Consider the following 22,888-nt stretch of genomic DNA (forward strand, 5'->3'; position numbering starts at 1 on the left):
CTAGTTAGTCTTCAATCAACCCTTGACCTTCAATCCATGGGGCTCCGGCCTCCTTCAATTCTGATTCAATAGCTGGAAGGGTGCTTTTTACGATAACACTTAATTCTTTTTTGATGTTCTTCAATTGGTCCGTTGCTCTTTTCATAGCAGCTTTGTGGTTTCCTGTAGGGCCATATGTGTTGCTCAATGCCACAACACCAATAAAATTGCCATTCCCTGGAGACGGTGGATTTCTTTCTCCAACTTCATTTTTAGCAGGACTGCCATTCATCTGTTTCTGCAATGAATGAAGCGATACTTTAGTATTATATATTTTAGTTGATAATCCAGGGCTTGGTTTTTTGATTTCAGCCATTGCACGTCTCATGGCATCGACTTTTAACATGCTCTTAGATAGGATGGAATTTGTTGCTGCCAAATCCTGTTGAAAATGTTGGTATGTACTTCTGAACGCATCTATTTCAGAAGCTGGTTTGCCAGGTAGTGCACCTTTGCCCAATGGTTTTACTTCAAACGTTTGTGTGTTTGACAGTTGCTTTAGTTCTCCATCCACCTGTTGATATAATTCCACAGCATATGTACCTGGAGTTGCCAAGTAAGGAGAACCGAAAAAATTGTTTCCTCCTTTTGGCTTTTCCAACTTTATCCCTCTTCTAGCTGCATGAGAAAGATTCCAGGAAACTCGGTTAAACCCTTTCTTGTTTGTCCCTTTTATGGTATTTACCAAATTTCCTGCATCGTCTTTTACTAGAAGTACTATTGCCAGGTCTTCCTGATTTTTTTCATTCTCCAATGCTTCCCATCCTGGAAAAGAGATATTGCTTTTCTGCTTGTTAAGTGTTTTTTCTGATTCCGTCCGCAGCTCTTTTAACGTTTTAAGCTTCTCAGGCAAGAAGTAAGTAAACGTAGCTCCATACGGTGGGTTTTCAGCCCTATACTCCGAATGACCTTGACTAGAGACACCACTTTTTTCGATGTACCAATACGCCGGTTTCACCTTAAAAAGAGTGGCTTTTCCCATCTTGGCCATATCAAAATCACGTAATGGCGAAATATCATCCAGAATATAGAAACCACGCCCAAAAGAAGCACCAACAAGGTCATCTTCCCTTCTTTGAATTGTAATATCCCTAAATGAAATAGTAGGTAAACCACCATTTAAAGGTACCCAATATCCACCTCCATTGTTGGTGAAATAGATTCCAAACTCCGTTGCAGCAAATAATAACTCTCTTTTTTTATGATCTTGTACAATTCGCCAAGTAATCAATTTTTCGGGAAGGTTTCCGTTTATAAAGGTCCAACTTGCTCCTTTATTGGTACTTTTTAAAAGATAAGGTTTATAGTCCCCTTCTTTATGGTTGTCCAAGACCAGGTATACGGTATTTGCATCATATAAATCTGCCCGTACATCATTTACAAAAGCTCTGTTTGGTACTCCTTTGATGGACCCAAGCATTATTTTTCTCCAATTTGCACCACCATCCTCGGTAACCTGCAAAATACCATCATCTGTCCCAGCATAAATGAGACCTTCCTGCAAAGGTGATTCCGCCAAAGAAGTAATCGTATTATAGGTAGACATTGCGCCAACATCCCACGCATTGTCCCAGCTTTGTTGTCTTCCCAGGATTGGCAATGTCAATCGTTCTTCATTTCTGGTTAAATCATTGGAAATTGCCGTCCAATCATCTCCCCTATTTTCAGATTTCCATACGCGATATGATGCAAAGTATAAACGTTGGGGATTGTGTGGGCTAACTAAAATCGGTGCATCCCAATTAAAACGTTCATAGGGCTCCCCTGCTGAGGGTTGTGGTTGAATAAAAACGGTTTCTCCCGTTGTTTGATCAATTCTCCATAGCCATCCCTGTTGAAATTCTCCATAGGTGATATCTGGGTTTCCTGGCTCAATTGCTGATTGATGCCCATCCGCGCCCAATGTTTTCCACCAATCCGAATTTAAAATCCCAGCTTTGCTTCTAGTTCGCGATGGTCCACCATGGGAACCATTGTCCTGTGTGCCTCCATATATATTATAAAACGGCTCTGTATCGTCTACGGCAACCTTATAATATTGGGTAATGGGGAGGTTACTAAAGTAATTCCATGTTTTGGTGAGGTCATACGATTCATATAGTCCTCCATCAGTGCCAAAAAGCACATAATTTGGGTCTGATTTTTTAAAGGCCATGGCATGGCTGTCCACATGTTTTTTATCCTCGTTCATGGTTTCAAAATGCTTTCCATGATCATTAGAAATTTGCACATAGTTGCTCATTAAGTACAGTTTTCCTTCTTGATGTGGAGAGGCATAGAGCTCCTGATAATAATGTGGGCCAGTTCCTCCGGAAACAGCGTCAGATTGTTTCGTCCATGAAGCACCTTGGTTTTTTGAAATAAATACCCCGCCCTTTTTTCGGTCCAATTCAATAGCGGCATAAATGGTCTCGTTATTGAACGGAGAGATGGCAAGCCCAATTTTACCCAAATTGGATTTTGGGATTCCAATAGTTAGTTTAGTCCATGTTTCCCCACCATTTGTACTTTTATGAATTCCTGAACCGGGACCACCGCCCATATAGGCCGCTACTGTTCTGTGTCTATCCCAAGTGGCTGCATAAAGAATATCTGGATTTGAGTAATCCATAACAATATCTGTAACGCCTGTCCATTCACTGTTGCCCAGAGTTCTTTTCCAGGTCTTTCCACCGTCAACCGATTTATAAAAACCTCGCTCTCCTCCCTTACTCCATAATGGCCCTTGTGCAGCAACCCAAATAATGTTTGAATTTTCTGGGTGCACCATAATTTTGGAGATATGTTCCGAGGCTTCAAGTCCCATATTTTTCCAAGTCTTTCCTTCATCATGACTTACATATATTCCATCACCAAAACCGGCATGTCTTCCTCCCACATTTTCTCCTGAACCAACCCAAATAGTATTGGAATTATTTGGGTCTATGGTAATGCATCCAATTGAATAGGTGGACTGTGAATCAAAAATAGGTTTCCATGTGGTTCCAGCATTAACAGTTTTCCATACACCACCTGAACCCACGGCAACATACCATATACTCTCATTTTTTGGATGGATGGCAATATCGGCAATACGACCAGAGGTCATGGCTGGACCAATACTTCTGAATTCCAAACCTTTAAAAGTGGTAGAATCCGATTTTTGGGATGATAATTGAAAAATGAAAAAAAATAATAGTCCGGAACAAATTTTTGAGAAGAATTTCATTTGAAGGTTTTTGATTGAATTAGCACCGTAATATAGCCAAAAGGAACAGGCGGAAATCTAAAAGAAATGTGAAAATAAAATACTTCGACAAAAAAATAGATTCAAGTTCTGTCCTTTAGTCTATATACAAACTTTAAACCGCTCCAATCTTCGTCAATAGCTGCTACTTTGGTGTCTACCAGTCCAATTGACAATAGGTGTTCCCGCACTGGTTCTCGTTTTAAATCAGTCTTTATGCTTGAACTGCCTTTAGGCCAGGACACCCAAAGCATCCCATTCTGTTTTAAACAGTTTTTATGTTTCTCAGCAATCTCTTCAAGTTCCTGAATTGATGTGCAAAACACATGGACAAAATCAAATTCTTTATCTATAAGTGTCTTATGAATCGAAAGATTTTCGGGTAAATCAGCAAATAGATTGAAATAGTGTTCAGGTGAATGATAAAGTAGCATGGAAAATCCTTCCTTTATTCCAAGCTTTTTTGCCAGTGGTGTTCCAGAATACCCCGATGTAGATGGCATAAAACTAAAATTAGTGTTTTTTTACAAAAGTCAACAGCTTATCTATAGCCTCGGTCACATTTTTCTTAATTGCTCTTTTCGCAACTAAAAAAATGATCATTTTTTTTAGTGGAGACTTTGCCGTCCAATATATTTCAACTTCTAACTCACAACTATTTTCCGATGTAGGCGTGAAAATGTAGAATTGATAAAATTCATCAACAGGTGGAGGACTTGTAGTGTATTCGCCATAAATTAGACTTCCAGGCTTCACCTCTTTTGTGGCCGTGGTAAAGTTTAAATGCTTTCCATTGACCACACAGATATGTTCTGTACCGGATCTAGTGACCTCATTTTCATTATATTCCAATCGGTCTATTCCTTCCGTCCATTCATATCGGTAGGCGTAGTTTGTTACGTACTCCATAAGTTGTTCTGCGGACACCGGGAATTCTTTCTTTAAATGTATTTCTGGTGATTTGTCAAAATAAACATTGTTAGGCTTATCAAATGCGCGTAGTTTAAGCTCCGCAGGATCAATTAATGAATATATATAGCTTACCTCACTCCCATCATAGATATCCGAACCTTGTCTGAACCTATATATTTTACTGGAGTAATATGGAGATAATTGAATATCGATAGCCAATGACCTACTAATCAAAGCATAGTTATCACTATCAACAGAATTCTTTAATAACCTATGAGCCTCTATTACCTGCTCACCAAAAGGTTTTCGGTTTCCCTGTACCTCAATGTGTTGAAGGTTGCCACAATGGGCAATAACTTTTAGTTGAAGATTTGGAGCGGTGGCACATGCATTACAAGGGCAAATACGATTCTTTTCCAACATTTTAAGATGACTGTAAAATGCAGTAAACATGGATTCGATTTGTGCCAATAGGTTTTCTTGGGATGGAATTTCATTCTCTTTGTAAAAGAAAAGGGCATCTCCCTCAATTTCCGCCAGTTTTAATTCTACGGTATTGGCATTAACCAAAACCTCCAGTAGTTCGGAGATTACATGCTGACTATGTTCCACCTCGGTGGTCTGAATAAACTTGGTATATCCAGAAATATCCGGAATAAATAAAAGGGATTTTGACATTTTTTGATTGAAGTTGTATGATATTGGTCACTTTGTATGGACCTAACTTACAATACAGTTTACTGATCGTTCTCCATTTCTTGAAGAATTTTCTTGAAGCCTACAGCCACACCATTTGTCCACCCAAATCCATCTTGAGTTTCATACTCTCCTCCTCCGGATAATAAAGATAAATCCTCCACATTATACTTTTCCATCATTTTCCCTGTGTTCTTGTACACTTTTTCATTAAGAGCCAGCCATCGATTCATTACTTCAACGGCCTCTTTTTCATAGCCATAATTGAAAAGCCCTTTCACAGCAATCCACTGTAAGGGAGCCCAGCCATTTGGAGCGTCCCATTGTTGATCTGAGTGATTCAGGGTGGTAACCAGCCCTCCTTCTTTTAAAAAATGGGTCATTATTACGTCTTTAACCTGTTCAGCTTGTTCATTTGTGGCCAATTTAAAATACAAAGGGAAGGTGCCTGCCAATGTTAGTTCCGGTGTTATTGTCTTTTTCATGAAATTAAAGTCATGGAATAGGCCACTCTGTGGATTCCAGAAATATTTTTGAATGGCTTCTCCCCTTTTGACTGCCTTGTCATTAAAAAGTTTTCCATTGGACTGGTCTCCTTGAATAAAATAGCCTTCTGCAATTTTGTTTTCCATAAAGTATAGGAGACAGTTTAGATCAATTGGCAATATTGAAGTAGTTTCCGTACTACCAAAAGAATCATTTTCACCATACCACCTTGAGCTAAAATCCCATCCCGATGCCGCAGCAGACCTTAGATTGGTGTATAATTGTTTCTTGAGGGAATCCGTTTCCAATTCAGTGGCCAAATGTAAATCTTCTTTGTAGGCTTCCGGTCTTGGTGTGGACCCGCTATCCCAATACCGATTTAACAGGGTGTTTTGTTCAATTCTAAGAACATGACGATTGATTTCTTCCAAATTCGAATTCTCTTCATCATTCATCCAGAAATCATACTCTTTGATTAATTGTGGTAGATAGGATTCAAGTATTTTTTCATCATTTCTCGATATGGCATCTACCATCAGTGAAAAAAATGGTGGCTGGGACCTTGTTTTATAATAATTTCGGGTGCCATTGGGTATAAAGCCTATCGAATCTATCAGAAAAGCAAAATTATCAACCATATTTTTGGCTAAATCATATCTATCGTCAGCCAGAAGCCCTTCTAAAGTAAAATAGCTATCCCAATAATAGATTTCCTGAAAGCGTCCTCCTGGCACAACATATTTATGAGGTAGCGCTATTCTGGAAGAGTGTGGTATAACATCATCAGGACCTCTTGTCAGGTTATCCCACATATAGGTTATATGCTCGTACATGGTTCTAGACGTGTCGGTTTCAAACTCCAAGGCCTTCATGGATCTATCTTCAAAATTATTTAGGACAAATGCCTTTAGTTCAAAACCTTCTTTCTCCCTCTCCAAAAGATATTTTGCTTCTAGTGTGGATGCATCTTTCTTTGGGACCAAATCCACAAAAGTTTTTGAATCTTTAAAAATACCAGCAAGCTGGACATCCGTGAAAAGTTGGGATTCATAAAAATTTACTGGTTCTATGGGTTGGATGGTCTCTTTACAGCCCAGAACGGATAAAAACAAGAATAAACTAAAAAACCAGACTTTCATTTCATTATAAATTTAAACTAAGCTAAATATAAGAGTAATACGCTAAATGAAAATCCTTAAAATCATATACGATTTGTATATTTAGTTCATGGATAATGCCCACGTTTTACGAAATCGAGTAAAAACCCATTTGTTGGAGCAAATCGAAAAAGGTGAATTAGAGGTTGGGAAAACCATTAACCTTGCAGCGCTATCCAGAAAAATAGGAATTAGTGTTACCCCAATCCGTGAGGCTTTAAGTCAATTGGAACAAGCAAGAATAATAAATGCTATTCCAAATAGGGGCTTTGTTGTCGCCAAACTTACTAAAACGGAAGCCAAGAACCTGTACAATACCATTGCACAACTGGAGATAATGGCATTGGAAAGCTCTTCCTTTTCAGAAGATGATGTTGAATTCTTAACATTGCAACAACTCAAATTAAAGCAAGCCAGTTCCCATGCCACTAGATTGGACGCTAGGTTCGGGTTCCATGATTTGTTGGTTGCAAAGTGTGCCAATACCATTCTATTGCAAATTTTGGATGACCTTAAAGCTCGAATACTTTTTTATGAACAGGGATTTGGACAAGATGTATCTTTTTATGAAAAAGTGGATAATCAAAACGATGCTATAATCGAAGCTATAAAAGAAGATAATATTCCTACGGCCACACTTATTCTTAAAATGAATTGGATGATGGTTTCAGAATATATAGGGGCTCAAATGAATATATGAAGGCCAACTTTATGTTAAATCAAAATAAACAGATGGAGATTTCGTTATTATTTAAAATACTTCCTAATGGAATTTTTGAATAAAGAAATTGAAACCTTGGTAAAGCGTAAGAAATCCAAATCTTTGGTTAAAAAGCAGATTTCCTGTGGAATATTCCAAGATTTGGGTGAGCCTGAATTAAAATCCTTAGAAAATACTGAAATCAACGAATCCTCTCCTGCTTAGTATTCAAAAAGTGACCTATCCAATCCAGGGATAAGATTGATGGCATTTTTATAATATACTTTTCTTAGCACCTCGTCCGGTAAATCCAATCCGTACATAGCCCAAAAAGCATGATACTTTTTGTAGTATGGAAAATACTCATCAGCAGTTTCCAATACTCTGAAATAAGTAGGAAACTCTTCAGGTTTCCAGCTATCTTTTCCAAACAGGATTCTATCTTGATACTTTACAAAAAACTCATTGGCGCGTCGTGGTTGTCGGCCCAATTCAGCAATTATTGCACCAATACCCACTGACATATTCGGAATCTCATCCAATAACTCCCCTAGCCTATCTAAATTATTGGCATACCAACCCATATGTGCGTTAATGAACTTTGTTTTTGGATGTTTTTTGAACATTCGGTGTTGTTCATCAATAATTTGTTGCCATGGCGCAGGATTGGTCGCGGAACGTTTTCTTCTTGGTCTTGTCTTTAATTCTAGCCAACGCTCGTTCTCGCTGTCCATAGGGTCCCAAAATGATTTTGGATCAGCAGCATGGATCAATACCGGAATTCCCAGTTCACCGCATTTTTCCCATATGGGATCCAATCTGGGGTCATCTATGGCAATCCTGTTTCCGTTTATGTCCTTGTTTCTAAGCCCCAAGCTTTTATATACCTTCAAGCCTTTAGCTCCACTTTTTATATCCAATTCCAACTGTGCAGCGGCCAATTCACCCCAATTGGAATTTCCCACACCGTCAAAATCCACATTGGCAAAAACTACAAATCGATTGGGATAATTATCGTTCACATTTTTTAGCATTGCCCGCAATCCCTCACCAGAGCCTCCACTAAGATTAACCATAACCCCCATATTCATTTCATCCATATCCTTAACTAAGGTTGATAAATCTTGCGTGGCCATTCTAAACTGATGGCTGTGGACGTCTATAAAGGTAAACTTAGCCTTGTTTACCGGGTTTTCTGGGACAACTAAAGTGGATTTTGGATTGTATTCTTCAAAACCCATCTCTTGGGAAAAACCAAAGTTGATAAACAGAAATGTAATTAAAGTGATAATATAGGTTTTCATAGTTAGGTATTATATAAATCAAGTAGTTGATTGTATTCTTTTTGTGTATCGATATCTACTTCCTTACCATCTGGAACAACCCCAAATGCCTCACTTTTATGTTTGATAATTAAGTGTCTTGCACCGAAATCTTTTTTTAATTCTGATAGCTCGATCAACAAAGTATGGTCAAAGATTGCTGGAACCCCTAGTTTTTCGCCATAGTCGGTAGCAACTATTCTTTTTTTACGTCCCCTAAATGTTGAAATTATGGTATTTAAGAATTCCACATCTATCAAGGGCTGATCTGCAAGCATTAGTAGAATACCGGAAGTATCTTGGTGCATTTCTAAAACATGTTTGGCTCCGCATGAAATGGAACTACCCATGCCTTGCTCCCAATTTGGGTTCTTCAAGGTTTTGACAGTTTTTGGGACCACTTTTTTAATCTTTTCTGCATTTGAACCTAAAATCACCACTATGGAGTCGGTAATTTTTTGAGCCTGTTCAATGGCATTACCCAACAAGGTGGTATTTTTCCACGGAAGCAGCTGTTTAATGTTTTCTTGCATTCTTGTGGATGCTCCTGCAGCCAATATGAGAATTGAAATTCCTTCTGTCATTAACTAAACATGAATCTTACCGACTTTATCTTTTAAAAGCGCGGGTTCTTTTTTGTTGACCACAGCTAAAATCTCTGATAGTACTGAAACAGCAATTTCTTGAGGCGTTTCAGCACCAATGTCAATTCCTGCAGGTCCGTGAATCTGTTCTAAATAGTACTCAGAGATATCGGGATATCTTTCCAAGAGCTCGTCAAATAGTTTTTCCCGCCGTTTTTGTGGTCCCAAGAGCCCTATATAAGCTCCTTTTTCTTCCTTAAGAGCAATCAAGAACTGTAAGTCTTTTGAAAAACTATGCGTCATTACTAAAACAGCTGTTTGTTCATCCAATTTAGGTTTAAAAGCATCTGGTTCAACAGACAGCAATGTTTTTATGCCAGGAAAGTCATTTTCGGTCTTTTCTTCCCTTGGATTTACAACCACTGTAACTTCCCATCCCGTTAACGAAGCATATTTACATAGTTGAACTGCATCATGCTCACCTCCAATAATTATCAATTGGAAACTGGGATGCATTTCTTGCTTAAAACGTGTTACTTCATTGGTAACCTTTTTAGGTGTCTCATTATTTATATAAAAGGAAGTATCATTCAAATTAAAAACAGAATGATAATCCCTACTTTCACTATGTTCCTTCTTATAAAATGATTCTATGAAAAAAGACTCTCTGGTATCAATGGTTTCCCAGAATTGTGTCAACAGAATTTCATCGGGCCTAAAAGCTTCCAATAGAATGTAAAGAACACCTTCACACCCTAAACGATACCTGCCGTCATAAACCATTATTTTTGATACATTGCTCGAGAATACAGATGATGCTTGTCTTAGCACTTCTTTTTCAACACATCCACCGCTAACGGCTCCAACCATGTCTCCATTTCCAAAAATTAGCATACGAACTCCAGGCCTACGGTATGACGATCCATCCAAGGCTACAACAGTTGCCAATACAGCCGATTGACCTTGTTCTTGTCTCTTCTGATATTGTTGAATAATTGTTTTTAGTTCATGTGTCATACTAAATCATCCTTCGTGTAGGTGTGAAAGAAACCAATTCGTTGTCGCTCCCAACTGTTTGATTTGGGTCCAATTGAATAAAACCATCAATTTTAGAAAGTCCAACAAGATCTCCGGAACCGGTGGTTGTCAATGTTTTTGCAAACAACTCGCCCTTATTGATACTAATAGTAACACCTATAAAAAGCGTTAAATCCGTTTTGTTTGTGATTGGTTCATTTAAAAATACACCAAATTTTGATGTACTTAATCCCAAAGTTTTGTTAAGCCATGGTTTAAAGTAAATATGGTAGTTGGCAAAGGTGGATACAGGGTTACCTGGAAAGGAAAATATAGTTGTACGACTAGACCTATGCTTTCCAAACCAAAACGGTTTCCCTGGGCGCTGCAATACCTTATGAAATATTTTCTCCACTCCCAACGTATCAAAAACTTCAGGTAAAAAATCAAATTTACCTTTGGAAACCCCACCGCTTAAAAGCAAAATGTCATAATCATCGATAAGAGTTTTTACTTTCTCTTTTAAAAGATCGGGTTCATCAACTAAATGATACAAATCTGCAGTAATTTTTTCTTCAATCAGTAATCCTTTTAATGTAAGGGAATTTGATTTCCTAATCTGATAAGGAAGTGGTTTTTCATCTATTTCTACCAATTCATTGCCCGTTGCTATTACTGCTATTTTTGGTAGTTTTTTCACTAAAACTTCAGATTTCCCAACGGTTGCCAAGACTCCTATTTCCGAAGCTGTTATTTGAATACATGGTTTAAGAAGTTCTTCACCCTTTGCAACATCACTACCTTGATAATGAATATTCTGACCTTTGGTAACTGGTTTGAGCAGCAAAAAAGTCCCATTATCTTGGGAAACATGTTCATACATTACAACAGTATCCGCATTCTTAGGAACCATAGCACCTGTCATGACTTCAATACATTCAGAATTATTTTGTAAAACTTGCTGTGGACTACCCGCAGGTGCAATTCCGGAAGCTTTAAAAGTATGGTCTGAAGATATGACGCCATCAAAGCTGATAGCAATTCCATCTTTGGTGGCCCTATCAAATGGGGGGAAATCCCTATCCGCCAAAATGATTTCAGCTAAGATTCTGTTATTGGATTGGTCTAGGGCAACATATTCGTTTCCGTAATCTTGTGTGTTGTCCAGAACTTTTTGAAATGCTTCCTTAAAAGAAATCATGAAAATATAGTTAGCTGTAATCCATTTTTTAATAATACGCGTATCCCAACAAATAGCACTAGAAGTGCAGTAAGCAATTTAATGCGTTTTGAGGATAGTTTTCCAATACTCAACCTTACTCCCAGTTGGCCACCTAATATTACCGCAACTAAAAGCCATATGACTTCAGCCCAAAAGACTTCAAAAGAATTGCTTACGAATAAACCTCCAATGCCAGAAACGGAATTAACAAGAATAAAGAAACTTGCCAAAGCAGCTATAACAATTGGTTTATCCCATTTCATATGATTAAGTACCGGAGCCAAGAAAATACCGCCACCAATACCCACAAGGCCAGAAAGTAATCCTATACAACCACCAAGCATGTATGAAACGTAATTAGGGTATTTTTTAACACTAACCTGTGATTTTAGGTTTAAGGTTTGATACGAAAGAGCCAGTGCCGAAATAATCAAAGAACTACCCAAAATAATAAAGAAAACGTGTTCTTTTAATTGGAACGAAGCTCCAAGAAAAGCAAAGGGAATACTCGTGACAATAAATGGGAGGAATTTTTTGATTGATAAGTGCCCGCTCTTATAAAACAAAAAACAACTTCCCAAAACGACGGTTAGATTACATAAAAGTGCAGTACTTCGAATTGCAAAAAAACTAGTAAAAACCAATGTTAAAATTGCCAAATAGCTTGAACCACCACCAAATCCAACTGCTGAGTACAAGACTGCTACAATAAAAAAGGAAAAAAACAATAAAATTAATTCGCCAGAGGCTAAGGGCATAAGGTCATCATTTTATTCATACCTCCTAAAATATGATAAAAAGTCAAGTCCGGGTGCTTGGTTTGGAGTTGTTTTAGAGCCAATTCACTTCTTTTTCCTGATTGACAAATAATATAAACCTCATTGTTCAAATCAATTTGGTGTTCAAACACATCTAGATTATCCAAAGGAATATTTACAGCTTTGTTTAAATGGTTTTGATTGAATTCTTCCTGGGTTCTAACATCAATCAAAGTAAATTCTTTACCTGATTCTCTATATGACAGAAAGGTTTTTGCACTGATGGAAGGAACTATATCGCAATCTACGGTTTCGTAAAAATCTTGAAGCTTTGTTATTTTCTTATAAGCTGGATTTACCTTGAAATTAATTTTACTGACATGCTGGTTTAGTCCATTGAATATCATGAGTTTACCTGAAAGTACTTCGCCCACACCGGTTAATACTTTTACCGCTTCTAAAGCCTGCATAGTTCCAATAATCCCTGGTATTACGCCAAGCACTCCATTTTCGTTACAATTTGGTACCTCATCAATAGTTGGTATTTCTGGATATAAACAGCGATAGGTGGGGCCGTCTTGGTAATTAAATACACTTATATGTCCTTCAAAAGCATGCAGGGCACCATAAACAAATGGCTTGTTCAATATAACACAAGCATCGTTGATGAGATAGCGTGTAGGGAAATTATCCGTTGCATCAACTATTAAGTCATATGCTGCAATAGTTTCTAGCACATTTTCTTTGGTCAAAAAGGTATCGTATGTTTTAAAAGCGGTTTGGGAGTTTTGAGCCGTTAGTTTTTCAAGTACCACATCCAACTTCAATCTTCCAAGGTCTTTTTCTGAGTATAGGACCTGTCTTTGTAAATTGTGCAACTCAATGACATCTTGGTCCATAAGGCCTAATGTACCAACTCCCATTGCATTTAGGTATTGAAGAACAGGCAACCCCAAACCACCAAGACCTACAACCAAAACTTTGGCTTTAAAAAGTTTTGATTGCCCATCTGGACCAAAGTCCTTTAGGCTGGTTTGTCTTATATACCTAGAATTCATTGGTTGTTTCTAATTTAGATTTTATGAATTCGTAATCGGAAATGGAATTGGCATTGTACAATACTTCATCATGTTGTGGATTCACCAACTCAACATCCGAGTTAATCAAAAACTTTCTTGGACATGTACTTTCGGAAGTTTGCATATGGGAAGTAGCCAATTTTAATCCCTCGGGTTCCCAAATTGTAATCAATGGTTCTGGTAAATTGGTCTCCCTTGTAGCATATGATGTTGCCAATTTACTGGGGTTTCTTTTTACCGTCAAATTTTTTAAAGCCTGTAAATCAATTAATGGTAAGTCGCAAGCCAATACCAGCCATGCAACTTTGGGATAAGTTTTGTGCGCGCTTAAGATTCCATTAAAGGGTCCTCTATATTCATTTTGATCTACAATTACATTAAACCCATTATTAAGGCTTAGTCGTTGTTCATCCCGAATGCCAAGAAAAACCTTGTCGCAAAGGTGCTCCAAGAGTTTGTACAAGTATTCCTGTTGAGGAATAGAATGGTACTTGATCAATCCCTTGTCCGATCCCATTCGAGTACTCTTTCCTCCTGCCAAGACCAAACCATATAAGTTGGGAACGTCATTTCCCTTCATTTTTTTCATACCAAGTATCGTTACTACTAAAATTAACCACCAATGGAAGTCATTGAGTTATCAAAAATAGTTTTTGAATGCTCGTTTTGTGCTTCAAAGCCTGTTTTTGCTCTATTTCCAACAGCTTCCAAAATAGTCTTCTTTAAATCTGTTTCTGCCGAACCTGAGCGAATGAGACTTCTAAGATTTGCTTTTGGTTTTCCATATAGGCATGTAATTACATCGCCGGTTGCAGTTACTCTCAGTCTATTGCAGCTTCCGCAAAAAGTTCTGCTGAAGGATGGAATAATCCCAAATGTTCCCTTATGTCCAGTAATTTTATAGTTCACAGACGTAGATGTGGGAGGCGACTCTAACTTTTTGAAATTTGGATATTTGTTGGCAATGTGTTCTAGAATTGCCTTATGGTTCCACTTGATTGAATTGAAATTTTTGGAGCCCCCGTTAAAAGGCATTTCCTCAAGAAACCGAACAGAAACATTGTAATGCTTCATTACCTCTAGCGTGGGAAGAATATCTTGTTCATTTTGACCATCCAAAACAATAAAATTGATACGTACATTAAACCCTTCCGAAATTAATCGAATTAGATTATTGTGTACCGTATCAAATTGATTTCGCCTGGTAATGCGTTCAAACGTCTCCCTGTTTATAGAGTCCAGGCTAACATTCACATTAGTAATACCAAGCTCTTTTAATTCTGTGATATATGGTCCTATCAAGGTTGCATTGGTGGTTACGGAAATGTCATCAAGACCTTGCATTTTGGTCAGTTCCCTGAGCAAAACCATCAAATCTTTTCGCACAAAGGGTTCCCCACCCGTAATCCTAATTTTATTAATTCCTTGGCCTACCAATATCTTGCTCACCTTAGTGAGCTCTGCAATAGATAAAAGCTTATCGTTCTTTACAAAATCAATGCCCTCGGAAGGCATACAATAATTGCAACGCAGGTTGCATCTATCAGTTACTGCAAGCCTTAAGTAATTTATTTTTCTATTGTGATTGTCTACCAACATATATTTGTTCTCCAATGCAACCGAAAGATACTATTTATGGAACTATTATCCTCCACTAACGGGAGGAATCAATGCTATTTCATCATAGGAGTTTATGGTTTTGTCATCTTCTGCATAATCATTGTTGACCGCAATTGCCAATGATGACAATTTATTTAGCTCAGGATAGGTATCTCCCAAGAATTGTTTTAATTCCTTTACGGTTTTAGGTGTTTTTCTACCTGTTATACTTGAAGTGGGTACGGACAAAGTTGAACTACCCACTATATCTTTTGTAATTCCAAACAATAATATCGTCATAAAATCAACCTATAATTTCTTTACTAGGTACTTTTAAAAGTTCTGGTGTTTTAGTGAAGGGTTGTTTGTAAAGTCTATTGCCCGTTGCTGCTTTGAGCGCATTGGCAATGGCGCCACCCGCTGGAGGTAAAGTAGGTTCTCCCAGACCTGTTGGTGAAAATTCATTTTTTATGAAATGTGTTTCTACAATGGGAGCTTCCTTCATACGAATCAAGCGATACCTGTCAAAGTTATGTGCCATTGGCTTCCCAGCATCAAATTGTAATTCCCCATACATGGCATGGCCAACACCATCGATAACACCACCTTCAATCTGGTTCAATGCTCCCAGTGGATTCACTACGATACCACAATCCACAACACAAGTGATTTTTTTAACTACGGGCTCACCATTCTCAATTTCAACATCTGCAACTTCGGCAACGTGGGTGTTATGGCAATAGTAATTCACAAACCCTTGATAAACATGATTGGGTTTGGTTCCCCATCCTGATTTTTCAACGGCTGTCTTAATGACTTCTTTCATCCTGTCCGGAGAATATTGGATTCGTTCATCCTCATCAGGGTTAACCTTGTCCAGCAAATCCAGCCGCATCTGAATTTTGTCAACCTCCATCAATTCCGCCAATTCGTCAAAGAAACTCTGTTCTGCATACGCCAAGAAATTTGTATAGGGAGCTCTCCATGCACCTGTAGTAATATTACTTTTATAATTGACCACATCAACCTGATAATTCTCTATGGCTCCCGCTGGAAAGAAATTGGGAATAAGCCCATACATATTGCTATTAATAGCCGCCTCTTTGAGATGATAACCAGTAATTTTACCATCTTTTATGGACGCTTTTATACGATATTTGGTTGCTGGTCTATAGATTCCCAACGCCACATCATCTTCTCTGGTACAAATCATTTTTACAGGTTTCTTGATGGCATCCGAAATTTCAACAGCTTCCAGAACAAAATCCCCATACAATCTGCGACCAAACCCACCGCCCATTCTTGTCATTTCCAGGTGGATATCCTCTTCTGGCCTTCCCAACATTTTAGAGACAAGACCAGCCTTCCAAGCTGGGGTCTGGATAGGGCCTGCCAAATGTATTTTTTCATCTGTTACATTGGCAAAGAAATTCATGGGTTCCATACAGTTATGGGGTAAAAAAGGAGATTCATAAGTCCGTTCAAGAACCTTATCTGCCTCTGCAAAAGCCTTTTTAACATCCCCATCTTTTCGCTTTGTTTCAAATTGGGTGCCTTTCAAAAAACCGTTCAACATCTGATCGTGGTTCTCTGTACTCTCCATAAAAAGGTCGTTTTCCCACTCTGCCTTTATAGCTTTTTTCGCATTTAAAGCTTGCCACGTAGTCTCGGCAATTACAACAATTTTATCACTACTGGATATTTTACTTTCAAAACCAGGGTCTTCTTCCAACATGGCTCTTACCTTCTCTCCTATATTTATAACACCCAGAACACCGGGCATCGCTCTTGCCTCAGTATCATCATAAGAAGTAAGTTTTTGCCCAAATGCCGGTGGACGCACAACAGCAGCATATACCATTCCATCCACCTTATAATCTAGGCCAAAAAGAGGTTTGCCTGTGGTAATTTTATCGATATCGACATTGGCAATGTTTGTTCCTATAATTTTATAGTCCTTAGGTTCCTTTAAAGTGACTTCTTCTGGAACTTCTAAAAGAGCGGCATCTTTTACAACGTCTCCATAGCCCAAGGTTTCTCCAGCAGCATTAGTAATTACACCTTCACTAACCATACATTCTGATGGGTCAACTCCCCATCGCGTAGCGGCTGCACTTACAAGCATTTGCTTGGCCTTTGCTCCTGTTTCGCGGAGAGCGTCCCATCCATGTCGGATTGATTGACTACCACCGGCAACCTGTCTTGTATAGTTTTTAGTATCCAAAATCCCTTGTTCCACATATACATCTTTCCATGCAACATCAAGTTCTTCAGCAATGATCATTGGCATGGAAGTTTTTACGCCTTGGCCAATCTCTGGGTTTGGTGAAAAAATGGTTACTGCACCATTTTCAGCAATTTTAATGAAAGCATTAAAATCATTGAATGATAAGGTGGATAGGTCGATAGCAGGTTCTGCTATTACTTTGGGTTTGCACGCCTGGAATAAGTTAAAGCCAATCAGCATACCCCCTCCTGCTAAGGAGGAACTGCGCAAAAACGCTCTTCTGCTGAATGTTATTGAGTTGTTTGTAGACATTTTGTTAGTTTTTTGATGAAAGAAATTCTTAATATGGTGTTTAATCCATATTTTCTGCAGCAATCATTACAGCTTTGTGGATGCGTGTATAAGAAGCACAACGGCAAATGTTGCCGTGCATGGCGTTCTTTACATCATCTTCAGACGGATTTTCGTTACTCTCCAAAAATGCTGAGGCCGTCATTATCTGGCCTGCTTGACAGTACCCGCATTGGGGAACATCCACTTCTTTCCATGCTTTTTGAACGGGATGTGTTCCATCTTCGGAAAGTCCTTCAATAGTTGTTATGGATTTCCCATCAATTTGGGATAGTGTTAATGAGCAACTTCGCATTGCAGTTCCATCAACATGAATGGTGCATGCGCCACATTGTCCAATTCCACAACCATACTTTGTGCCCACTAGATCTAAATGATCTCTAAGCACCCATAATACGGGGGTATCCTCAGTTACATCAACTGTTCTGGATTCCCCATTTACATTAATTTGATACGTTGGCATTGTTTTTTGATTTGAATGAGTTTTGAATAGTTTTCTTGTTGAAGTTACCAAAATTTAAGCTCGTTGCTTTTTTTTTAACAGGAACCATTTTTTTTTAACTTTTCTTTAAATCTATTGTTGAAGCATTGAATAATTTTCAAGCAAAATGAGCGTTCTGCAATCAGAACCGAAACTATTTAAAATGAAAAATTTCTTGAAACGCTTAGTTTTCACAGCTTTTATTGTAGCCATTTCTTCATGCGGAAACGCGGATGATGATGTAAGTTTTGATATCAACCAAGGAGAATTGGGAGAAGGTAAGGAAGCGGACGATTGTCTAGGCTTTGATGATAACGAGTTATTGCTTTCCATTCAAGACCAATTTACCACCTTGCCTGGCAAGATATCTATCCTTTTTAAAGTATCTGACCTTTTGGGGAATCCAGTTTCTGGACTTACTGCAGATCAGTTTACTATTTATGAGCAAGGAAGGAACGATGACTGTTTTAATACCATTTCCTCGTCAGAATCGCTTGCTAGAATTTCATCAAATTCACAAGTATTCAGCACTAATACATTGTTGGTACTCGATTTGAGTAACAGTGTTTTGCAAAGTAGTCTGGGAGAACTTAAAACAGCTTCAACCAGTTTCATAAACAATGTAATACCTACACCTGAAACAGAATCTTTTAAAATGGCCATTTATTGGTTTGATGGAGAGGATGAATTACATAAACTTAACGACCTCACATCTTCAGCAACGGAACTTACCGCAGCTATTGATGGTATTACAGCTGATATTAGCAATGACCCATCAACAGATTTGTATGGAGCTGTAATTAAATCAACAAGCATTGCCGAGGGTCTAATTGCAGCTAACAATCAAGCATCGGTTATTGGAGCGGCCTCGGTAGTACTGTTTACAGATGGCACGGATCAAGCTTCAAGATATACAGAACAAGCAGCCTTAAATGCAGTTGATGATGCAAATCGAAATATTTCGTATTTCACTATTGGACTTGGTGCTGAAATAGATACCGAAGTACTGGAACAAATAGGAAAAACAGCTAGTGTTTTTGCTGGTAACAAGGAGGAATTGGAAACAACTTTTAATCAGATTTCGCAACGAGTTTCTGAACAGGCCAATAGTTTTTACCTGTTTGAATATTGCACACCAAAACGAGATGGAAGCGGTGACAATAACTTGGTGATTCAACTGTCGGATGGTGGTTTATTGGGAGCGGTACAAACCGAGTTCAATGCCAACGGCTTTACAGGCGGATGCGAATAAAATGGCTTAAATCATTGAATCCTTTCTTTTTTCCAAAACCTATCTAGTAGGGTTTTTGGCCCGATAGTTGTTTTAAAATTAAAGACAACAACTAATTACATCCTAAACAATAGACCAAAGTTTAACCCAAAACAAATGTTATGGATGTGGTAAAAGAAATAATTCAGAACAGTGCCATAGGCCCATTTTCAAATGGATTTAAAGGTATAGTGCTTTCCTTGTTTGCTTCAATTGTAGGCACCCTCGTAACAATGTTGGTATTGTTATTATGTTATGGTCCTCAAATGAATATTCAATTCGGCTATTAACGATAAATCAGTGCATTCCTAAAATTTTGCTTTTCCAAGGGTTGCGATAAATCGATTAGAAAGCCATTGATGACCGCATGGGTCAGCACTCCATCTTTTTGTAAAAAGAAAGTTGGATTTACACCCGGTTGTAGGTTAAAATCATTTAACTCATAATTCTGACTTACAGGATGAACGGGCTGATTAATAAAGAACCCTGTTTCTGGTAGCGAGCCTTTGACAAAAGCAATCCCCTCCTTTAATGATGCCATCGGGTTTTGAGAATCATAGCTCTCGGCTATTTTTGGAGGCACAATTTTATAACCCGAAGCGTCAAATGTTTCATATCCATAAAAAGTTGATAAATCGCCTTGATCTACAATAATACTTTTGTTGTAAAAGGAATTGTGCATTTCATCATCCACTTCTTGACGATAGATGCCAAAGTCCATAACATAGTCCTTTCCTAACAACTCATACGTGACATTTTCAATTTTTAAATCGAATAGTTTTCTATCATTTTTTGGGATTTTCTCGTAATCGTCGATTGAAATGGTATTAAAACTGCCATTGGCAATAGTGTAAATTGCAGAGAGAATTGAAACGTAATTTAATTTACGGATTTCCTGTTTCTCAACGTCATTGGTATATCCACCGGACTCAATGAGTATGGTACTTGTCCCCCACTTTTGGATATTGTCCCCAAAAGCACGTGGTTCAAAGTCGTCACTATAACGCCCAACCTGACCAGGAGCATAGCTTTGAATGATTTTGTTCATATACACGATAACCTTCATTGCGTTGGACCTAACCTCGTTAATACTTCGTTCATAGTCAACTGGAGGCGCCAAATATGAGATAGTCGCAGGTTTATCAGTCAACTCGGCATTGTAATATGTACTTTGATCATGTAGATTAAATCCAAATTCTGCATCCAAACTATCCCTTACCCGCTTTAACGTTCTTCCTTCTGGGGATTGAAGTCTTAGTGCATCCCTGTTGATATCTATTCCAAGAGTATTTCGTCTTTGGTACACCTCTGCACCATCGGGATTGAGCATGGGTAGAAAATGAAGCTTGACTTTTGCCAAAATTTCAGATTTTTCCTTTTGGAAACTTGGAGCATCAAAAAAATTGAGAATATCAAAAATTGCCTGGGTTGCTGTTGGTTCGTTTCCATGCATTTGTGACCACAGAAAAATATCAACATCACCTGATCCTATGCTAATTAGGCTCAAATCACGTCCTTCTATGGATTTGCCCACTTTTTGTACCTCATATTTAGAGTTAGCATCGAACCGAGCAATCAAAGGTTGAATTTGATGATATTTAATACGTCTCTTATCCAACGAAGGCTCTTTAAACTCTTCGTAGGTTTCGTATAATTTTGTTGTTATGACTTCTTGGGAATGTACTGTTACGCTAAAACACCCGATAAGGAATACTACTATTTTCTTGTTCATGTTCTTATTTTGATGGAACAGGTTTAAAATTAAATCTTTTTGTGGCTTCTCGTACTTTTTTCATGAAATCTACTCCGGGATCTGTTTTTTCCGTCCGATATCCATCATCTACTTCCAACCACAACGGATGGCCTTCAAATAGGGTATATTCATAATGACCGATTACATACTCGATACTATATTTTGTAGCCAGATAGTCAACCAGAAAAATGTTTGCTTTGAGTTGTTTTCGGGTCAATGGGGTTTCTTTTGTTCCTCCCACATTCTCAATCCCAATAGCGCAATGATTCAGGCCTATTACATGTCGTGCCATGGTAGTTTCTGGCATTAATTGATAAATGGTACCGTCTTGGTCAACCAAAAATTGAGATGAAACATTTAAACCACTTACACTATTAATATCTGGTCGCCAATTGGGCAAGGTAGATTTTTCAAATGCCTCAAAGGATTTTTGCAAGGTGGGGATAGCCGTCCAGTGCAATACAATCATTTTTGGAACAATTTCAGGTGTTTCCTGTTCCAGGTTATAACGCTGTAAAAGGTACTCTTTGGTAAGCGTTGTTCGTTCTTCATCAAAATTAATGGGCCTGTCCACCAATTCCCTTTGAATTTTACAAGATGATAATGTACCCAAAACCAAAAGTACGAGCCCAAATTTTTTCATGCATATTTATTTGGAAGTAAATATAGTGTCTATGGGGATTGCATAGCAGATTTGTAACTTCTTTTTACCCCACTGTCTTGCTTTTTTAATGTCCAGCCCCATATAGATATCAATCCTGTTTTTCCATTTCTGGTTCATTTTATCTTTTACATAGAAGGTATCGGGGAAAGTGTCAATTTTCACCATGGTATTGTGTGCTAATCCCATTTTCAACAAATCCCTGGATACCGCAATGGCATTCATTCCTGGTTTTAAGGTGTCACCCCAGGCAGCAATGTCTGGATTTATACTTTTGGTTTGCCAAGGAACCGAATTATAGGCTGATGCCGTAACCTCGATAGCTTTCCAATCCCATTTTGGTTTTTCGGAGGTTTTGGATTCCTCTTTACAGGCAACCAATATTAAAAAACAAATAAAAAATCTCTTCAATTTGTATTATTAAGATTTGATTTTAAAGATAGATAATCTCTGAAAGGCTTATTCAGGAAGACGAACGTAGGTAGTATCATTTTCCATCATTGGAAAGGTCTTATTTACCCATGTATTTTTGGCATCTTCAATTTTTTTCTTGCTCGTAGAAACAAAATTCCAGTAAATATGGCGCTCTTCAGGAAAAGGCTCGCCGCCAAACAGCAACAAATGTGAATTTGGTTTTAATTCAATCTTGCAGGTATCCTCAACTTTTGATATTACAATGTTGCCCTTCGTTATTTCTTCTTCGCAAGCGACAATGCCACCCTCAACAATACAAATTCCTACTTCTCCTTTTAAGTTTCCATGGACATTGAGTTGATATGATGATGTGTTTTTTATTTCAACCATAAAAAGAGGGGAAAATGTAGGTACAGGAGACTTTTTTCCATAGCCCTCTCCAGCTACCAAGGTAAAATTTGCATCTCCATCCTTCCATTTAGGCAAATCATTTCCGGAAATATGATGAAATTCAGGATTCATATCTTCCAATTTTTTAGGAAGAGCTACCCAGATTTGATACCCATGTGCTGTAAATATATTCCCATTGCACAGATCTTCTGGTGTTCGCTCCGTATGGGAAACTCCTTTGCCTGCAGTCATCCAATTAACGGAGCCAGGGCTAATTCGCTGATGGGTTCCTAAACTATCTTCATGTAGAATCTCCCCTTCCAACATAAAAGTTAGGGTAGACAATCCAATATGCGGGTGTTGGTCCACATTCATGTATTTATTTGGACCAAGTGTTGTAGGCCCCATATGATCTATAAAAATAAAAGGACCTATCATTCTTTTTTTACGAAAGGGTATCAACCGACCAACAAGAAAATCACCAATATCCCGACTTCGCTCTTCTATAATCATCCCTAAATTTGACATAATGTAAATGTTTATA

23 protein-coding genes are annotated in these 22,888 nt (G+C 38.1%); 4 read left to right on the top strand and 19 right to left on the bottom strand.

The window, feature by feature from the left end; translation table 11 throughout:
- Window positions 1–4: 4 nt before the first annotated feature.
- From AAY42_RS03785 to treF, 4 genes are all read right to left on the bottom strand, one after another.
- Window positions 5–3,247: a WD40/YVTN/BNR-like repeat-containing protein gene (locus AAY42_RS03785; protein WP_055392665.1), complete on the bottom strand. Its 3,243-nt coding sequence runs from the start codon at window positions 3,245–3,247 to the stop codon at window positions 5–7.
- Window positions 3,248–3,348: 101 nt separating this feature from the next.
- The gene (locus AAY42_RS03790; protein WP_055392666.1) at window positions 3,349–3,768 is read right to left on the bottom strand and encodes a hypothetical protein; all 420 of its coding nucleotides are present in this window, start codon (window positions 3,766–3,768) and stop codon (window positions 3,349–3,351) included.
- A 10-nt stretch (window positions 3,769–3,778) separates the two neighbouring features.
- Window positions 3,779–4,855, bottom strand: a complete 1,077-nt coding sequence (locus AAY42_RS03795) for a DUF2652 domain-containing protein (protein WP_055392667.1) — start codon at window positions 4,853–4,855, stop codon at window positions 3,779–3,781.
- Window positions 4,856–4,914: 59 nt separating this feature from the next.
- Window positions 4,915–6,498, bottom strand: coding sequence for an alpha,alpha-trehalase TreF (treF, locus tag AAY42_RS03800; RefSeq protein WP_175288720.1), 1,584 nt, complete (start codon window positions 6,496–6,498; stop codon window positions 4,915–4,917).
- Between the two features lie 88 nt (window positions 6,499–6,586).
- Between treF and AAY42_RS03805 the strand changes: the two genes are divergently transcribed.
- Both AAY42_RS03805 and AAY42_RS18225 read left to right on the top strand, forming a co-directional pair.
- Window positions 6,587–7,216, top strand: a complete 630-nt coding sequence (locus AAY42_RS03805; RefSeq protein ID WP_055392668.1) for a GntR family transcriptional regulator — start codon at window positions 6,587–6,589, stop codon at window positions 7,214–7,216.
- A 66-nt stretch (window positions 7,217–7,282) separates the two neighbouring features.
- Window positions 7,283–7,441, top strand: coding sequence for a hypothetical protein (locus tag AAY42_RS18225; RefSeq protein ID WP_175288721.1), 159 nt, complete (start codon window positions 7,283–7,285; stop codon window positions 7,439–7,441).
- Here the strand turns inward: AAY42_RS18225 and AAY42_RS03810 are convergent.
- Genes AAY42_RS03810 through AAY42_RS03860 form a run of 11 tightly spaced genes read right to left on the bottom strand, consistent with a single transcriptional unit; the run spans window position 7,438 to window position 17,838 of the window.
- Window positions 7,438–8,520, bottom strand: coding sequence for an amidohydrolase family protein (locus AAY42_RS03810; RefSeq protein ID WP_055392669.1), 1,083 nt, complete (start codon window positions 8,518–8,520; stop codon window positions 7,438–7,440). The genes AAY42_RS18225 and AAY42_RS03810 overlap by 4 nt on opposite strands.
- A 2-nt stretch (window positions 8,521–8,522) precedes the next feature.
- The gene (locus tag AAY42_RS03815; protein WP_055392670.1) at window positions 8,523–9,122 is read right to left on the bottom strand and encodes a nucleotidyltransferase family protein; all 600 of its coding nucleotides are present in this window, start codon (window positions 9,120–9,122) and stop codon (window positions 8,523–8,525) included.
- Between the two features lie 3 nt (window positions 9,123–9,125).
- Window positions 9,126–10,139, bottom strand: coding sequence for an XdhC family protein (locus AAY42_RS03820; RefSeq protein WP_055392671.1), 1,014 nt, complete (start codon window positions 10,137–10,139; stop codon window positions 9,126–9,128).
- 1 nt (window position 10,140) lies between these two features.
- A complete protein-coding gene (locus tag AAY42_RS03825; RefSeq protein ID WP_055392672.1) occupies window positions 10,141–11,340 on the bottom strand; it encodes a molybdopterin molybdotransferase MoeA in 1,200 nt (399 codons plus the stop codon).
- Window positions 11,337–12,119, bottom strand: coding sequence for a sulfite exporter TauE/SafE family protein (locus tag AAY42_RS03830; protein WP_055392673.1), 783 nt, complete (start codon window positions 12,117–12,119; stop codon window positions 11,337–11,339). The genes AAY42_RS03825 and AAY42_RS03830 overlap by 4 nt, the downstream gene beginning before the upstream one ends.
- Window positions 12,110–13,177 carry a HesA/MoeB/ThiF family protein gene (locus AAY42_RS03835; RefSeq protein ID WP_055392674.1) on the bottom strand — a complete coding sequence of 356 codons (1,068 nt, stop codon included), beginning with the start codon at window positions 13,175–13,177 and terminating at the stop codon, window positions 12,110–12,112. Before AAY42_RS03835 ends, AAY42_RS03830 begins: the two co-directional genes overlap by 10 nt.
- A complete protein-coding gene (locus AAY42_RS03840) occupies window positions 13,167–13,787 on the bottom strand; it encodes an NTP transferase domain-containing protein (RefSeq protein WP_101956435.1) in 621 nt (206 codons plus the stop codon). The genes AAY42_RS03835 and AAY42_RS03840 overlap by 11 nt, the downstream gene beginning before the upstream one ends.
- A gap of 23 nt (window positions 13,788–13,810) precedes the next feature.
- On the bottom strand, window positions 13,811–14,797 hold the full coding sequence (gene moaA / locus AAY42_RS03845; RefSeq protein ID WP_082433317.1) for a GTP 3',8-cyclase MoaA: 987 nt from the start codon (window positions 14,795–14,797) through the stop codon (window positions 13,811–13,813).
- Between the two features lie 45 nt (window positions 14,798–14,842).
- Window positions 14,843–15,097 (bottom strand): MoaD/ThiS family protein, encoded by a 255-nt coding sequence (locus AAY42_RS03850; RefSeq protein ID WP_055392676.1) that lies wholly within the window; start codon window positions 15,095–15,097, stop codon window positions 14,843–14,845.
- 4 nt (window positions 15,098–15,101) lie between these two features.
- Complete coding sequence (locus AAY42_RS03855; RefSeq protein ID WP_055392677.1) at window positions 15,102–17,336, bottom strand: xanthine dehydrogenase family protein molybdopterin-binding subunit; 2,235 nt, start codon at window positions 17,334–17,336, stop codon at window positions 15,102–15,104.
- 40 nt (window positions 17,337–17,376) lie between these two features.
- Window positions 17,377–17,838 (bottom strand): (2Fe-2S)-binding protein, encoded by a 462-nt coding sequence (locus AAY42_RS03860; protein WP_055392678.1) that lies wholly within the window; start codon window positions 17,836–17,838, stop codon window positions 17,377–17,379.
- A gap of 181 nt (window positions 17,839–18,019) precedes the next feature.
- Between AAY42_RS03860 and AAY42_RS03865 the strand changes: the two genes are divergently transcribed.
- Both AAY42_RS03865 and AAY42_RS18230 read left to right on the top strand, forming a co-directional pair.
- Complete coding sequence (locus tag AAY42_RS03865) at window positions 18,020–19,108, top strand: vWA domain-containing protein (protein ID WP_055392679.1); 1,089 nt, start codon at window positions 18,020–18,022, stop codon at window positions 19,106–19,108.
- A gap of 140 nt (window positions 19,109–19,248) precedes the next feature.
- Complete coding sequence (locus AAY42_RS18230) at window positions 19,249–19,416, top strand: hypothetical protein (protein WP_175288722.1); 168 nt, start codon at window positions 19,249–19,251, stop codon at window positions 19,414–19,416.
- On the opposite strand, the gene AAY42_RS03870 is transcribed toward AAY42_RS18230, so the two are convergent.
- Genes AAY42_RS03870 through AAY42_RS03885 form a run of 4 tightly spaced genes read right to left on the bottom strand, consistent with a single transcriptional unit; the run spans window position 19,413 to window position 22,872 of the window.
- Window positions 19,413–20,858 (bottom strand): M14 family zinc carboxypeptidase, encoded by a 1,446-nt coding sequence (locus tag AAY42_RS03870; protein ID WP_055392680.1) that lies wholly within the window; start codon window positions 20,856–20,858, stop codon window positions 19,413–19,415. The two genes, AAY42_RS18230 and AAY42_RS03870, sit on opposite strands and share 4 nt — an antisense overlap.
- 4 nt (window positions 20,859–20,862) lie before the next feature.
- Window positions 20,863–21,522, bottom strand: coding sequence for a peptidoglycan recognition protein family protein (locus tag AAY42_RS03875; protein ID WP_055392681.1), 660 nt, complete (start codon window positions 21,520–21,522; stop codon window positions 20,863–20,865).
- A gap of 6 nt (window positions 21,523–21,528) precedes the next feature.
- Window positions 21,529–21,951, bottom strand: coding sequence for a 3D domain-containing protein (locus AAY42_RS03880; RefSeq protein WP_101956436.1), 423 nt, complete (start codon window positions 21,949–21,951; stop codon window positions 21,529–21,531).
- 48 nt (window positions 21,952–21,999) lie between these two features.
- Window positions 22,000–22,872: a pirin family protein gene (locus AAY42_RS03885; RefSeq protein WP_055392682.1), complete on the bottom strand. Its 873-nt coding sequence runs from the start codon at window positions 22,870–22,872 to the stop codon at window positions 22,000–22,002.
- Window positions 22,873–22,888: the final 16 nt, after the last annotated feature.

This window comes from Flagellimonas eckloniae (assembly GCF_001413955.1).
GTDB lineage: Bacteria > Bacteroidota > Bacteroidia > Flavobacteriales > Flavobacteriaceae > Flagellimonas > Flagellimonas eckloniae.